This is a genomic window from Alsobacter sp. (genome assembly GCF_059501845.1).
Map to the genome: position 1 here is coordinate 115,756 of NZ_JCACDK010000011.1, position 14,496 is coordinate 130,251.

At 67.6% G+C, this 14,496-nt stretch carries 15 protein-coding genes; 9 read left to right on the plus strand and 6 right to left on the minus strand.

Annotation, left to right across the window (positions count from 1 at the left end; all coding sequences use genetic code 11):
• Window positions 1-78: 78 nt before the first annotated feature.
• From AC5JCN_RS07990 to AC5JCN_RS08005, 4 genes are all read right to left on the minus strand, one after another.
• Window positions 79-2,307, minus strand: coding sequence for an RNA degradosome polyphosphate kinase (locus tag AC5JCN_RS07990; protein WP_495754946.1), 2,229 nt, complete (start codon window positions 2,305-2,307; stop codon window positions 79-81).
• Between the two features lie 185 nt (window positions 2,308-2,492).
• Complete coding sequence (locus AC5JCN_RS07995) at window positions 2,493-3,194, minus strand: P-loop NTPase family protein (RefSeq protein WP_495754506.1); 702 nt, start codon at window positions 3,192-3,194, stop codon at window positions 2,493-2,495.
• Window positions 3,191-4,240 (minus strand): AI-2E family transporter, encoded by a 1,050-nt coding sequence (locus AC5JCN_RS08000; protein ID WP_495754507.1) that lies wholly within the window; start codon window positions 4,238-4,240, stop codon window positions 3,191-3,193. Before AC5JCN_RS08000 ends, AC5JCN_RS07995 begins: the two co-directional genes overlap by 4 nt.
• Before the next feature lie 80 nt (window positions 4,241-4,320).
• A complete protein-coding gene (locus AC5JCN_RS08005) occupies window positions 4,321-4,854 on the minus strand; it encodes a CDP-alcohol phosphatidyltransferase family protein (RefSeq protein ID WP_495754508.1) in 534 nt (177 codons plus the stop codon).
• Between the two features lie 116 nt (window positions 4,855-4,970).
• On the opposite strand from AC5JCN_RS08005, the gene purM reads away from it, so the two are divergent.
• The 3 genes from purM (at window position 4,971) to AC5JCN_RS08020 (ending at window position 7,302) form a co-directional block, all read left to right on the plus strand.
• On the plus strand, window positions 4,971-6,041 hold the full coding sequence (gene purM, locus AC5JCN_RS08010) for a phosphoribosylformylglycinamidine cyclo-ligase (protein ID WP_495754509.1): 1,071 nt from the start codon (window positions 4,971-4,973) through the stop codon (window positions 6,039-6,041).
• A complete protein-coding gene (purN, locus tag AC5JCN_RS08015; RefSeq protein WP_495754510.1) occupies window positions 6,038-6,697 on the plus strand; it encodes a phosphoribosylglycinamide formyltransferase in 660 nt (219 codons plus the stop codon). The genes purM and purN overlap by 4 nt, the downstream gene beginning before the upstream one ends.
• Window positions 6,698-7,122: 425 nt before the next feature.
• Window positions 7,123-7,302, plus strand: coding sequence for a hypothetical protein (locus tag AC5JCN_RS08020; protein WP_495754511.1), 180 nt, complete (start codon window positions 7,123-7,125; stop codon window positions 7,300-7,302).
• 1 nt (window position 7,303) lies between these two features.
• Here AC5JCN_RS08020 and AC5JCN_RS08025 read toward each other — a convergent pair whose 3' ends face one another.
• A complete protein-coding gene (locus AC5JCN_RS08025; RefSeq protein WP_495754512.1) occupies window positions 7,304-7,828 on the minus strand; it encodes a DinB family protein in 525 nt (174 codons plus the stop codon).
• Window positions 7,829-7,938: 110 nt separating this feature from the next.
• Between AC5JCN_RS08025 and ndk the strand changes: the two genes are divergently transcribed.
• The 5 genes from ndk to AC5JCN_RS08050 all read left to right on the plus strand — a co-directional run bounded on the left by ndk (window position 7,939) and on the right by AC5JCN_RS08050 (window position 12,231).
• Complete coding sequence (ndk, locus tag AC5JCN_RS08030; protein WP_495754513.1) at window positions 7,939-8,361, plus strand: nucleoside-diphosphate kinase; 423 nt, start codon at window positions 7,939-7,941, stop codon at window positions 8,359-8,361.
• Between the two features lie 110 nt (window positions 8,362-8,471).
• Complete coding sequence (locus AC5JCN_RS08035; protein WP_495754514.1) at window positions 8,472-10,568, plus strand: molybdopterin-containing oxidoreductase family protein; 2,097 nt, start codon at window positions 8,472-8,474, stop codon at window positions 10,566-10,568.
• Between the two features lie 50 nt (window positions 10,569-10,618).
• Entirely contained in the window at window positions 10,619-10,975 is a 357-nt protein-coding gene (locus tag AC5JCN_RS08040; RefSeq protein WP_495754515.1) for a hypothetical protein, read from the plus strand.
• Window positions 10,976-10,979: 4 nt separating this feature from the next.
• On the plus strand, window positions 10,980-11,762 hold the full coding sequence (gene xth / locus AC5JCN_RS08045; protein WP_495754516.1) for an exodeoxyribonuclease III: 783 nt from the start codon (window positions 10,980-10,982) through the stop codon (window positions 11,760-11,762).
• Between the two features lie 118 nt (window positions 11,763-11,880).
• Entirely contained in the window at window positions 11,881-12,231 is a 351-nt protein-coding gene (locus AC5JCN_RS08050) for a hypothetical protein (RefSeq protein ID WP_495754517.1), read from the plus strand.
• A gap of 52 nt (window positions 12,232-12,283) precedes the next feature.
• Here AC5JCN_RS08050 and AC5JCN_RS08055 read toward each other — a convergent pair whose 3' ends face one another.
• Complete coding sequence (locus tag AC5JCN_RS08055; RefSeq protein ID WP_495754518.1) at window positions 12,284-13,174, minus strand: DMT family transporter; 891 nt, start codon at window positions 13,172-13,174, stop codon at window positions 12,284-12,286.
• A gap of 221 nt (window positions 13,175-13,395) precedes the next feature.
• Between AC5JCN_RS08055 and AC5JCN_RS08060 the strand changes: the two genes are divergently transcribed.
• Window positions 13,396-14,493, plus strand: coding sequence for a branched-chain amino acid aminotransferase (locus AC5JCN_RS08060; protein ID WP_495754519.1), 1,098 nt, complete (start codon window positions 13,396-13,398; stop codon window positions 14,491-14,493).
• Window positions 14,494-14,496 lie beyond the last annotated feature (3 nt).

Sequence of the window (14,496 nt, forward strand, 5' to 3'; positions counted from 1 at the left end):
CTCGCGGCCCCCCTACACAGGGGCGCGCTCTTCCGAGCACCGATACACGGCGACAGTCCGGCTGGCGAGCCGAAGGTCTCACGCCGGCGCGGCCGCCAACGGCATGTCGATGCCGGATTTCTGCGCCATGACGGCCTCGAAGCGGCTCTTCTGGGCTGCGAGACTCTTCGGGCTCGAGCTTTTCAGGGATTTTCCACGCCCGGAAAGGCTCGGGTTGGTCATGAAATACTTGTGCGCGTTGAAGGGCGTCTCGCCCTCCGCCGGATGGATCCGGCGGCTGCTCCCGTCCGGCAGGACTTCCCAGCTCTGCTCGTTGTCGAGCAGGTTGGCGATCATGATCTGATCGAGCACCTGCTGGTGCACCGTCGGGTTCAGGATCGGCATCATGGCCTCGACACGCCGGTCGAGATTGCGCTGCATCAGGTCTGCCGACGAGATGTAGACGTGCGCTTTCGGGTGCGGCAACCCGTATCCGTTGCCGAAGCAGTAGATGCGCGAGTGCTCGAGGAAGCGGCCGACGATCGACTTGACCCGGATGTTCTCGGACAGGCCGGGAACGCCCGGCCGCAGGCAGCAGATGCCGCGCACGATCAGCTCGACCTGCACTCCCGCCGCGCTCGCCTCGTAGAGCGCGTCGATGATCTTGGCGTCGACGAGTGCGTTGCACTTGGCCCAGATCGCCGCCGGACGCCCTGCTTTCGCGTGCTCGATCTCCTCGGCGATGTGCTGCAGGAGGCGCGACTTCAGGGTCAGCGGAGACACCGCCATCCGCTCCAGCCCCTGCGGCTCCGCATAGCCCGTGATGAAGTTGAAGACGCGCGAGACGTCGCGCGCGATCACCGGGTCGGCCGTGAAGAAGCTGAGGTCGGTGTAGATGCGGGCGGTGATCGGGTGGTAGTTGCCCGTCCCGACATGGCAGTAGGAGACCAGCTGCCCGAGTTCGCGGCGCACCACCATCGACAGCTTGGCGTGTGTCTTCAACTCGATAAAACCGAAGACGACCTGCACGCCGGCACGCTCGAGGTCGCGCGCCCAGCGGATATTGGCCTCCTCGTCGAAACGCGCCTTCAGCTCGACCAGCGCCGTGACCGACTTGCCGGCCTCCGCCGCCTCGGCCAGCGCCTTGACGATCGGACTGTCAGACGAGGTGCGGTAGAGCGTCTGCTTGATTGCGACGACGTTGGGGTCGCGCGCGGCCTGGTTGAGGAACTGGACGACGACGTCGAACGACTCGTAGGGGTGGTGGACGACGAGATCCTTCTGCCGGATGGCGGCGAAGCAGTCGCCCGCGTGATCGCGGATGCGCTCGGGGAAGCGCGGATTGTAGGGCTGGAACTTCAGGTCGGGCCGGTCGAGCGCGACGAGCTGCGACAGGTCGTTCAGCGCCAGCATGCCCTCGACATTGAAGAGCTCGTCCGGCGTGCCGTCGAACTCCTCCGCCACGAACAGCCGCAGTGATTCCGGCATCGTGGCCTCGACCTCGAGGCGGATCACCGACCCGCGGCGGCGCTGCTTCAGGGCCGTCTCGAACAGGCGCACGAGATCCTCGGCCTCTTCCTCGACCTCGATGTCGCTGTCGCGGATGACACGGAATCCACCGAGACCACGCACCTGGTAGCCGGGGAACAGCCGCCCCGTGAACATCGCGATGGCCTGCTCCAGCAGGATGAAGCGGGCCGCACCCGTCTCGGCGAAGTCGGGGAACCGGATGAAGCGCTCGACCTTGTTGGGCACGCGGATCAGCGCGGTCAAAGTGCGCCCGTCGGCCGGGCGGAACAGCTCGAGCGCCAGCGAAAAGCCGAGGTTCGGGATGAACGGGAAGGGATGCGCAGGATCGACCGCGAGCGGCGTCAGCACGGGGAAGACGTACTGCAGGAAGTAGTCCTCCAGCCACGCCTGCTCCGACCGTGTCACGTCCGGGCCATCGACGAGGACAATGCCGGTCTCGAGCAGCAGGTCCTTCAGCTCGCGCCAGCGCCGCTGCTGGTCGGAGGCCAGCACCGATACCGCCTCGCCGATCCGGACGAGTTGCTCGGCCGGCGTCAGCCCGTCATCCGATTTCTCGGTCAGGCCCGACCGGACCTGGCCGCGCAGGCCGGCGACGCGGACCATGAAGAACTCGTCGAGGTTGTTGGCGGAGATCGACAGGAAGCGCAGCTGCTCCAGCAGGGGGTGGCTCGCATTGCTCGCCTCCTCCAGCACCCGGCGGTTGAACTGCAGCCAGGAGAGCTCCCGGTTGATGAAGCGGTCGGGCGGCAGCTGGGCAAGGCTCGCACCGGGCGCGGAGGCTGGAACCGGCGGCGCCACGGGCGGCGGGACCGGCACGGCCACGGGTTCCGTCGCGATGTCGACGACAGGCTCGGCTTTCGGCGGCGCCTTGGCCCGGCTCCTCGCAGCCGGTTCTGGATTCCTGATCGCCACGCGTTGCCTCCCGGTCGCCTTTTCCACGCGCTTCTCCCAGCACTGTACGACATTTCAACGACAGGATGGGGTCAAGCCCCGGCGCCGTTCTCCTCCAGCCTCCTTAGAACATCCGCAGCTAATGGTCTCGTAATGCGCCGCCCCCGTTCCAGCGCCTCGCGGTCCAGGAGTCCGACGATCCGGCGCGCGGCATCCACCGAGCGCTCGATGCGCGCGACGAGAAACTCGACCACGGTGGTGTCGATCACGATCTGCCGCTCGACGAAGAGCTTGACGAGGATCGCGCGCAGCAACGGCTCATCGGGCGCGCCGAGCTCGGCGATCGGTGCAAGGCGCAGCCTGGACAGCAGGTCCGGTGTCGCCACGCCCCAGTCGCCCGGATTGGTGCGGGCGGTCAGCAGCACGAAGGTGCGGCGTTCCCGGGCGGCGTTGAGAAGGTGGAACAACGCTTCCTCGTTTCCCTCGGCACGGTCGCAGTCCTCGATGACGAGGGCGCCGGCCGAGACGAGGTGCGGCACGTCGGCATCGCGCAGGGACGCGCGGGTCAGGCGCCAGGCATGGGAGCGCTTGGCCCACACCGCGGCGCAATGGCTCTTCCCCGATCCGGGAGGGCCGACCAGAAGCAGGATCGGATCCCGCCACTCCGGCCAGCGCTCGAGCACCGCGTAGGCGGCCTCGTTCGAGTTGCTGACCAGGAAATCCTCCGCCTCGAGCTGCGGCTCCAGCGGCAGGTCGAGCGCGAGCTGGCGTGGCTGCTCGCCGGACAGGGTCACGGCTCCAATTGCGGAGCCTCGCCGCGGTAGAGCGGGCTGGCGAGATACCTTCGCAGTGCGAAGCGCGCCAGCACGCCGATGGTGGCGGCGACCGGCACGGCGATCAGCAGGCCGACGAAACCGAACAGCGAGCCGAAGGCGAAGAGCGCGAACATCAGCCACACCGGATGCAACCCCACGGCCTCTCCGACGAGCTTGGGTGAGAGAATGTTTCCTTCGAGGAACTGCCCGCTGAAGAAGACCGCCAGCACGAGGCCGATCCACAGCCAGTCGGGCCAGAACTGCACCACCGCCACGCCCGCCGCCAGCACGAGCCCGGTGAGCGAGCCGACATACGGGATGAACGTCAGGAACCCGGCGATCATGCCGATGAGGAAGCCGAAGTTCAGTCCGGCCAGCGTGAGGCCGACGGCGTACCACGTGCCCAGCAGCAGGCAGACCAGGGCCTGGCCGCGGATGAAGCCGCCGATCGCGCCGTTCACCTCGGTTGCGAGTTGGCGCACAGTGGCGCGATGGCGCGGGGGCGTCCACGCGTCCATCTTGGCGAGCATGCGGTCCCAGTCGACCAGCAGGTAGAAGGCGACGACGGGCGTCACGACGATCAGCGAGAGGATGCCGACGAGCGCCTGCCCGCCCGACCAGATGGAGGCCAGCAGGTCGCCCAGCCAGGTGGCGCCCTTGGCGATGATGCCGCCGACCTGCCCCTGCAGGTCGGGCACCGAGAAGCGCGGACCGAGGCTTTTCAGAACCGGGCCGCCCTTGTCGATGATCAGCTGCTGCAGCTTGCGGGCATAGTCTGGCGCCTTGTCGAGGAACTCGGTGAGGTTGCCGGCCAGCAGCGGCACGACGATGAGCAACGCCACGACGAAGAGCAGGATGAAGACGGCAAGGATCACCAGGGTCGCCCAAAGACGGCTCATGCCCATCTTTTCCAGGCGGTCGGCCACTGGATCGAGGAAATAGGCGAGCACCAGACCGGCCACGAAGGGCAGCAGGATCGACGAGAACAGCCACACGAAGAGGACGAGGACGGCGAAGGCCGCCATCCAGATCGCCACCTCGCGCTGGAGGAGACCGCCGCTCGCAGGGCCGGGAACCGGTTCCGGGACGGTTCTGACCCTCAGCGTCATTTCGTCATGTGGCGCAGCCATCGCGCGAGATAGGCGGCGGCAGAGGCAATCGTCAAGGCTGCGACGACGAGCATGAGCTGGGGCAGGAACACGCGATCCTCGACGCCGAAGGCGTGCGCGCCCAGGGCCACGGCCGCCAGCGTGATCTGGGCGGCCGTGTTGACCTTGGAGATCATCGACGGATCGATGGCAATCGGCTTGGACAACAGCCACGACAGGACGACGCCGCCGACCAGCATCACGTCCCGCGACACGACGAGGATGGCGATCCAGTCCGGCAGCACGCCGACGATGGCGAGCGTGACGTAGATGGAGACCAGCAGCGCCTTGTCGGCCAGCGGATCGAGATAGGCGCCCAGCTCGGAGCGGACGTTGAAACGACGCGCCAGCGCGCCGTCCACCGCGTCCGAGACGCCGGCGACGAGAAAGCCTGCGAAGGCGTAGTCCCACTCCTGTCGCAGGATCATGATGATCACGAACGGCACGAGGAAAAGCCGCCCGAGCGTGATGACATTCGGGATATGCGTCACGTCCCGCCTCCCTGCCTGCAATATAGGCGTGCGCGCACGGCTTCGCGAGGCGGGCCGGTCTTGCGTCCCGTGGCAGAGCGGCTTACTCGGCTCATCGTGACCTCGAGAGGGCTGGCATGGCCGACGAGACAAGGAACGGGCTGACCTACGCGCAGGCTGGCGTCGACATCGATGCCGGGAACGCCCTTGTGGACGCGATCAGGCCTCTCGTGCGGGCCACGCGCCGCCCCGGTGCCGACGCCGAGATCGGCGGATTCGGCGGGCTCTTCGACCTGAAAGCGGCGGGATACGTGGATCCCATCCTCGTCGCGGCGAATGACGGCGTCGGCACCAAGGTCAAGATCGCCATCGAGACGGGGCTGCACGAGACGATCGGCATCGACCTCGTCGCCATGAGCGTCAATGACCTGATCGTGCAGGGCGCCGAGCCGCTCTTCTTCCTCGACTATTTCGCGACGGGACGGCTGGAGCCGCATGTCGGCGCCGAGGTCGTGAAGGGCATCGCGGCCGGCTGCAAGGAGGCCGGCTGTGCACTGATCGGCGGCGAGACGGCCGAGATGCCCGGGCTCTACGCCGCAGGCGACTACGACCTCGCCGGCTTCGCCGTGGGCGCCGCCGAGCGCGGCACCCTCCTGCCCCGTCCGGACGTGGCGGAAGGCGACGTGGTGCTGGGGCTCGTGTCCTCGGGCGTCCACTCCAACGGCTTCTCGCTGGTGCGGCGGGTGGTGGAGGAAAGTGGCCTTTCCTGGTCTCGCCCGGCGCCCTTCCAGCCCGATGCGAGCCTCGGGGAAGCGCTGCTGGAGCCGACGCGGCTCTACGTCAAGCCGCTGCTCGGCGTGGTACGCGGCACGCCAGGGATCAAGGCCTTGGCTCACATCACCGGCGGCGGGTTTCCCGACAACATTCCACGCGTCCTGCCGGAGGGACTGGGTGTGCAACTCGATCTCGGCGCCATCGCCGTGCCCCCCGTCTTCGGCTGGCTGGCCCGCACCGGCGGCATCGCCGAGGCAGAGATGCTGCGCACGTTCAACTGCGGGATCGGCATGGTGATCGTCGTCGCCGCAGACCGGCTCGACGCGGTCACGTCCGCGCTGACCGACGGCGGAGAAGCGCCGGTGCGGCTCGGCATGGTTGTCGCGCGCGGTGACGGCCCGGCGGTTCGCACCACCGGCGCACTGGCGCTGTGACCAGGCGCGTCCGCACGGCGATCCTCGTCTCCGGGCGCGGATCGAACATGGCCGCCCTTCTCCGGGCGGCTGCGGACCCGGACTTCCCCGCCGAGATCGTCCTCGTCCTCTCCAACCGCCCGGAAGCGCCGGCACTCGACCGCGCACGGGAAGCCGGCATCGCAGCAACCTGCCTCGACCACAAGGCTCACCCCGGACGCGAGGCCTTCGAGGAAGCACTCGACGCCACCCTCAAGGCTCACGCCATTGAGATGGTCTGCCTTGCGGGCTTCATGCGCGTGCTGACGGCGGGCTTCGTCGAAAAATGGCAGGGCCGGATGATCAACATCCACCCGTCCCTCCTGCCCTCCTTCCGCGGCCTGCACACGCACGAGCGGGCTCTGGCGGAAGGCGTGCGGCTGCACGGCTGCTCCGTCCACTTCGTGGTCCCGGAGCTCGATGCCGGCCCGATCATCGTGCAGGCTGCCGTCCCGGTTCTGCCGGACGACACGCCCGACACTTTGGGCGCACGCGTGCTCGACGCCGAGCATGACGCCTATCCACTCGCCCTGCGCCTCGTCGCCACGGGCCATGCCCGCCTGGAGGGCGGCCGCTGCATCGTCGACGCGCCGGCTGCGACGGGCCGGCTGATGTCACCCGCAGCCGCGCAAGGCTGATCAGTCGCGAAGACTTAGGCCGGCAAGAAAAGCGGCCTGATGATCGCAGGCCGGGAAGGCTGCCCGGCGAATCAGCGTACGGGCAGCCCGTTGGGAATCGCCTGGAATGCCGCACGGGGGCGATTTCGCCTGCTGCAGACACTTTCCGCTAAACCTCATTTTCGCAAATTGTGGCAACATGTATCGACCGGAGTGCGGCAGATCGCGTGGTTCGCCGCTAGCTTGAATAAATAACAATTTAAAGGAGTTACAGACCACTTCGTGGCTTGGACCGGTGCCTTTTCGAAAGGCGCTCTACTTGGCGCAACGAAAGCAACTCAGGTAACGGCAGGTTTCCGAACGTTTTCCGTCACGATCACGCCCAATTCGGGCGGCGTTCCTCGTCTCACACCGCACAGCCTCGGGCTGCACGCAGGAAGAACGCCATGGATTGCAATCGGTTGTCGATCGGAGCCCTCGTCCTCGTTCTCGTCGCTTCGCTGGCGGGACTCGTGCTGACCGTGAAGGGCGTTGCCGGCATCGATGGAGTTGCGATCCGCTTCGAGCCGGAACTGCACCTCCCCGCCGCCGTCACCAGCCTTCGCCTGCCTGGCGACAGCCTCTAGGTCAGTCGCTCAGGCGCGTGGCGCCCGTTCCGCTCTCACGCTGGAAAAAGATCAGGTCCAGCTCGGGTGCCTTGCCGGTCAACCCGGTCAGCAGGGCGTGCACCTGGCCGCGATGATGGGTCTGGTGGTTGAAAAAGTGGTCCATGGCCCCCGATAGCACCTGCTCGTAGCGGGCGTTGTCCGTCACCGTCCGGAAGCGGATGGGGCGCTCGACGTCTTCGTCCGTGAGGGACTGGGCAAAGGACACGATCCGGTCGTCTACCGCCACCCTGGCTGCCCGGAGTGCCGGAAGGTCGTCGTGCAGGATTTGGTCGAGCCGCGTCGGCGGGTTCGGCAGCCCGAGAAAGCGGTTCATCCCGAGACCGTCCGCCACCAGCACATGGTTCAGCGTGCCGTGGACGGAGCGGAAAAAGGCACCCCGGTCGGCACGATACTGTTCGTAGGTGAGTTCAGCCGCAGCCGCATAGAGCCTTGCGTTGGCCCAGCGATTATACCCGGCGAGTGTCGCGTATCGTTGTGCGCTCATCCTGCGCCTCCCGTTTCCGCCTGGCCGCTCCCGCCGGGTGCCGGTCCTTGTCGCAAGGCCATGGTCCGGCTATAAGCCGCGCCAACCTGGACATTTGGAAGGACCCGACGATGGCGCTGGAGCGTACTTTTTCCATCATCAAGCCGGACGCGACAGCCCGCAACCTCACCGGCGCGGTGAACGCGGTCATCGAGAAGGCCGGCTTGCGCATCATCGCCCAGAAGCGCATCCACATGACCCAGGCCCAAGCCGAGCAGTTCTACTCGGTGCACAAGGAGCGCCCCTTCTTCGGCGAGCTCGTCTCCTTCATGACGTCCGCGCCGGTTGTGGTGCAGGTTCTCGAAGGCGAAGGCGCGATCGCGAAGTATCGCGAGGTGATGGGCGCGACGAACCCCGCCAATGCCGCCGAGGGGACCATCCGCAAGCAGTTCGCGCTGTCGGTCGGCGAGAACACGGTGCACGGTTCGGATGCGCCGGAGACTGCGGCCATGGAAATCGCCCAGTTCTTCTCGGGCAACGAAATCGTCGGCTGACCTGACTGAACGACGTAGTATTTTGACGGCGGCCACTGGCCGCCGTCTTGCTTTGCGGGCTCGACAGGCCCGGCGCGCTGCCCCACCATGCCGTGCGGAAAGGTTTCGCGATGAACGCTCCCTCCCCCGTCATCCGCCGCACCTCGGCCTGCCCGCATGACTGCCCGTCGACGTGCTCTCTCGACGTCGAGGTCATCGGCGGCTCGCGCATCGGCCGGGTGCGAGGAGCGGAAGGTCAGACCTACACGGCCGGTGTCATCTGCGCGAAGGTCGCGCGCTACGCCGAGCGCATCCATCACCCCGACCGCCTCATGCATCCTTTGATGCGGACGGGACCGAAGGGCTCCGGACAGTTCACCCGCATCGGCTGGGACGAGGCGCTCGACCGGATCGGCGAAGCGTTCCTGAAGGCCGAGGTGGCGCACGGCGCGGAGGCTGTCTGGCCCTACCATTATGCCGGGACCATGGGGCTGGTGATGCGAGACGGCATCAAGCGCCTCACACACGTCAAGAAGTACTCCGGCTTCCAGCAGAGCATCTGCATCAACCTCGCCTGGCCCGGCTACCTCGCAGGCACCGGCAAGCTCGCCGGGCCCGATCCGCGGGAAATGGCGAAGTCGGACTGCGTCGTCATCTGGGGCACGAACGCCGTGTCGACGCAGGTGAACGTGATGACCCACGCGACGCGGGCGCGAAAGGAGCGCGGCGCTAAGATCGTCGTGATCGACGTCTACCGCTCGCCCACCATGGAGCAGGCGGACCTGGCGCTCTGCCTCAAGCCCGGCACGGACGGCGCCCTGGCCTGCGCCGTCATGCACGTCCTCTTCCGCGAAGGCCTGGCGGACCGGGACTATCTGGAGCGCTACACCGACTGCCCCGCGGATCTCGAGGCCCATCTCGCCACGCGGACGCCGGAGTGGGCGTCGGCCATCACAGGGCTCCCGGTCGCGCAGATCGAGGAATTCGCCCGGCTGGTGGGGCGAAACAAGCGGAGCTTCTTCCGGCTCGGCTACGGCTTCTCGCGACAGCGCAACGGCGCCGCCAGCATGCACGCCGCGAGCTGTATCCCCGCCGTCACGGGTGCGTGGCTGCACGAGGGCGGCGGCGCCTTCCACAGCAATGGCGCGATCTTCCACTGGCGCAAGACGCTGATCGAGGGGCTGGACGTCCTCGACCCCCGCGTGCGCCAGCTCGACCAGTCGCAGATCGGCCGCATCCTGACCGGCGACGCGGAGGCACTGCGCGGCGGCCCGCCGGTGACGGCCCTGCTGATCCAGAGCACCAACCCGGCTGAGGTCGCTCCCGAGCAGGGGCTGGTGAAGCAAGGCTTCGCGCGAGACGACCTCTTCGTCGCCGTGCACGAGCAGTTCATGACGGAGACGGCACGGCAGGCCGACATCGTCCTGCCCGCGACGATGTTCATGGAGCATGACGACCTCTACCAGGGGGGCGGCCACTCCCACATCATGCTGGGGCCCAAGCTGATCGAACCGCCGGGCGAAACCCGCAGCAACCACGACGTGATCTGCGGCATCGCAAAGCGCGTCGGCGCCACGCATCGCGGTTTCGAGATGACGCCCGACGAGATCATCGACTGGACGCTGAAGGCGTCGGGCTGGGGCACGCTGGAGAATTTGCGCGAAAAGGAATGGCTGGACGTTCAGCCCTCCTTCGAGGAGGCCCACTACCTGAAGGGCTTCGCCTGGAAGGACGGCCGCTTCCGCTTCCGGCCCGACTGGGCGAAGGTGCCCTTCTCCGGCCGCGTGTCAGACCGGGTTGCCGAGATGCCCACCCTTCCCGACCATTGGGACGTCATCGAGAACGCCACGCCCGACTTCCCCTTCCGGCTGGCGACCAGTCCGGCGCGCAACTTCCTGAACACGTCCTTCACGGAGACGCCGACCTCGGTGGCCAGGGAGCGCGGCCCGACTGTGATGGTCCATCCGGAGGATGCGGCGGCCCAGGGGATCGTCGACGGGGACTGGGTGACACTGCGCAACGAGCGCGGCGAGGTCCACCTCCGGGCGAGGCTGTTCGACGGCCTGGTGCGCGGCGTTCTGATCGCAGAATCCATCTGGCCGGACCGGCATTATCCCGACGGGAAGGGCATCAACCACCTGACCGGCGCGGACTCGCCGCCGCCCTTCGGTGGCGCCGCGTTCCACGACAACCGTGTCGCCCTCTCCCGGTGGAACGGGCCCGCTTGACGCGGGCGCGGCGGTGGTCAACATCGCGCCACCCCTTGGACAGGACAGGAATGCAGATGCGGATTCGGATCGTCACGCTCGCTTTGCTGGCCGGCGTAGGAAGCGCCTTCGCGGGTGCATCCTCGCAGAACTTCAGCAATCCCCCGCCGGACCCCGCGACCCAGAGCATGTCGCGCTCCGAGGCGAAACGCTGGGTGCTCGACCGGTGCCTGCTGTCGCAGGCGCGCCTGCAGGGGAAGACCCGCGAGGAGGTCCGTTCAGCCTGCAGCTGCTACTCGTCCCGTACGGTCGACGGCATGACCAAGGCGGAGTTCCAAAACTTCCGCGAGAAGAGCTATTTCGACGACACGACCCGCGAGAAGGCGCTGTCGAACATCGACGCCTGCAAGCTGAAGCGGCCGATCTGACGCGATGCGCATCGCCACCTGGAACGTCAACTCCGTCAAGCAGAGGATCGGGCACCTCGAGACCTGGCTGAAGGAGGCGTCGCCGGACGTCGTCTGCCTGCAGGAGATCAAGTGCGTCGACGAGGCGTTCCCGGCGGCCGAGATCGAGGCGATGGGCTACAACGTCGCCGTGCATGGGCAGAAGACGTTCAATGGCGTCGCCATTCTGTCGCGGCGCCCCTTCGACGATGTGACACGGGGCCTGCCGGGAGACGATACCGACCCGCAGGCCCGCTACATCGAGGCCGTCATACCGAACGGCGACTCGGTGGTCCGTGTCGCCTCGATCTACCTGCCCAATGGCAATCCGCCTGCCACCGAGAAGTACCCCTACAAGCTCGGCTGGATGGACCGGCTGATCGCGCGCACCCGCTCGCTGCTCGCCCTCGAGGAGAGGCTGGTTCTGGCAGGCGACTACAATGTGATCCCCACCGAACGCGACGTGCACGACCCCGCCCTGTGGGCGGGCGATGCGCTCTTCCTGCCGCAGACGCGGGCAAAGTTCCGCGAGCTGACCGCCCTCGGGCTCACCGACGCCTTCCGCGCCTGCGACGACCGGCCGAACCAGTACACGTTCTGGGACTACCAGGCCGGCGCTTGGCAGAAGAACAACGGCATCAGGATCGATCACCTGCTGCTCTCCCCCCAGGCCGCCGACCGGCTGCGCTGCTGCGTGATCGACAAGAACGTACGCACCTGGGAGAAGCCCTCGGACCACGTCCCGGTCAGTATCGACATCGCGGACTAGCTGCGCTGCCGGGCTCGTGACCCCGCCCCCGCTACGGTTCCACGCTGCCGCTCAGCCCGCCCTGGCTGCGTCGTGCTATAAGTGCAATGCCCCGGAGAGAGGGCACAGGGAGGAAGCCGTGCGGGGCTTCTGGACGAGAGAAGGCCGTTTCGCCTGCCCGGCAACGGTGCTGGCCGTGCTGGCCACGACGGGGGCCGTGGCCGCCCATGACCACTGGATGAGCCGCGGCGACTATCGGGATCCGCTGTTCGGCGAACAGTGCTGCGACGAGCGCGACTGCCAGCCCGTCCCCGAGGAACAGGTGCGGGCAGCGCCCGACGGCTACCATCTCGCATCCGGCGAAGTGATCCCCTACCGGCGGGTCCTGTCCAGCGAGGACGGGCAGTTCTGGGTCTGCCGATGGGACGTGCACTGGGAAAACCGGCGCTCCCCCATCCGCTGCTTTTTCGCGCCGCCACAGTCCAACTGAACCGTCGCGATCGGTGCGAAGGGTTTCTCCTGGGTCGGCCGGCAACGCGTGTTCAACTGGTCGCCAGGAAGGCCATGCTGCTGACGCTCGTGAAGGATCCGACCATTTGGAGAGGATGCAGGCTTTCCCGCAGGACGACAGCGGCCAGCACGAGCGACACCAGCGGGTGCAGCGCGACCAGCGCGGCGGCGACGGACAAGGGACCGGCGGCAGCGGAGTGCGCGAAGCCCTGGTGTCCGAGCGCGTCGAGCATGCCGGCCACGAGCGCCATGAACACTGCCAAAGCCAGCACGGGCCTCCAGAACGCGGGCCGCGCTTCGGCTGCGGAAATGCTCACCCGGCCTGCACGTCGGCGGAACTCACCGATGACGACGAGAGCGATGCTGGCGGTCGCGACGACCCGAAGCAGGCAGAGCGCCCCCTGCATTTCCGCCGCGGGCACGAGGCCGAGCAGCAGGTCGGAAACGCCGTAGCCCACGCCGCTGAGTACGCCCAGTTGCAGCGATCTCAGCGTTCCCTTGTCGCGCCCGGCGGAATAGCCGAGGAGGACCACCGAGACGATAGCCAGCCCGAGCCCGGCAGCGCAGCCGGCGGATGGCGCTTCGGTGATGGCGACGCCCGCGGCAACCGGGATCAGAACACCGACGAGGCCGGCGGCGGGCGCGACGAGCCCGACGCTCCCTTCGGCAAATCCCTTGTAGAGGGCGACCAGCCCGACCGAATAGAAGCCGCCCGCCAGCACCGCCGAAAGGGCCACGGGAACCGATGGGAAAACGCCGATGCCCGGCAGCACCATCGCGAGCGTCACGAAGAGAGCAAGCACCTGGGCGAGGGCTGCGCTGCGCAGCGGGGTCAGCACGCGCGAGGCCTGCCCGCCCGCAAAGTCCGCGCCGCCGTAGGCCAAGGCTCCGGCGAGGCCGGCCGAAATGGGATCGAGCGGCATCGGGGGCACTCCGGTTGGTCGGAGCCAGGCGGGGGGCGGTGGCTGAGCCAGCCCCCGCCGACAAACAAAGTTTCGCAGACCCTGCAACCTCAGGCTGTGCCTTAACACACTTGACAGCGGACCTTGCGACCGGGCTGCCAAGCCGCTCAGGACCCGCATGCATTTCCTGAACGGCATGCTATACCCGGCCCGCCTGGTTCCCTTTCAGAGGATGATCGCGGATGGCTTCTCATCGCGACACCATGTTCGCCCGCCACCTCCACCCCTCTCCGACCCCCGCGGACACGCGTGCGTCGTTTCTCGAGAGTCCCGGTTTCGGGCGGGTCTTCACCGACCACATGGTCACGCTGCGCTGGACTTCGGACGAGGGCTGGTGCGAGGGCCGTGTCGCCGCCCGCGAGCCGATCGTGCTCGACCCCGCCAGCGCGGTGCTGCACTACGCGCAGGAGATTTTCGAGGGACTCAAGGCGTATCGCACCAGCGACGGTGGCGTCGCGCTGTTCCGGCCCGAGCGTAACGCGCGCCGCTTCCAGGAATCGGCCCGGCGCATGGCGATGCCGGTGCTGCCGGAGGAACTCTTCATCGGCGCCATCGAGGAGCTCGTCGCCATCGACTGCGACTGGATCCCCGGCGGCGAGGGCAGCCTCTATTTGCGTCCCTTCATGATCGCGACCGAGGCCTTCCTCGGAGTGCGGCCCTCCGCGGAGTACCTTTTTGCCGTCATCGCCTGCCCTGTCGGCGCCTATTTCAAGGGCGGGAAGGCGGCCGTGACGGTGTGGCTCTCGGACGACTACACCCGCGCCGCCCCCGGCGGCACCGGTGCGGCCAAGTGCGGCGGCAACTACGCCGCCAGCCTGGTGGCCCAGGCGCAGGCCTCGGAGCATGGCTGCGACCAGGTGGTGTTCCTCGACGCCGCGGAGCACCGCTGGGTCGAGGAACTCGGCGGCATGAACGTGTTCTTCGTCTTCGACGACGGCTCGCTGCTCACGCCGCCGCTGGGCGGGACGATCCTTCCCGGGATCACGCGCGACTCAATCATGACGCTCGCCCGCAACGAAGGGCTGAAGGTCCGAGAGGATCGCTACTCAATCGAAAAGTGGCGCGCCGACGCAGCCAGCGGGCGGCTGCGCGAGGTCTTCGCCTGCGGGACAGCGGCGGTGGTGTCACCGATTGGCACGATCAAGAGCCGCGACGGCGACTTCGTCATCGGGAATGGCGAGGGTGGCGAGATCACCGGCCGGCTGAAAAGCCTGCTGGTCGGCATCCAGCGCGGGGACGCCACAGACCCGCATGGCTGGGTTCACCGCGTCGGCGCCTGACGT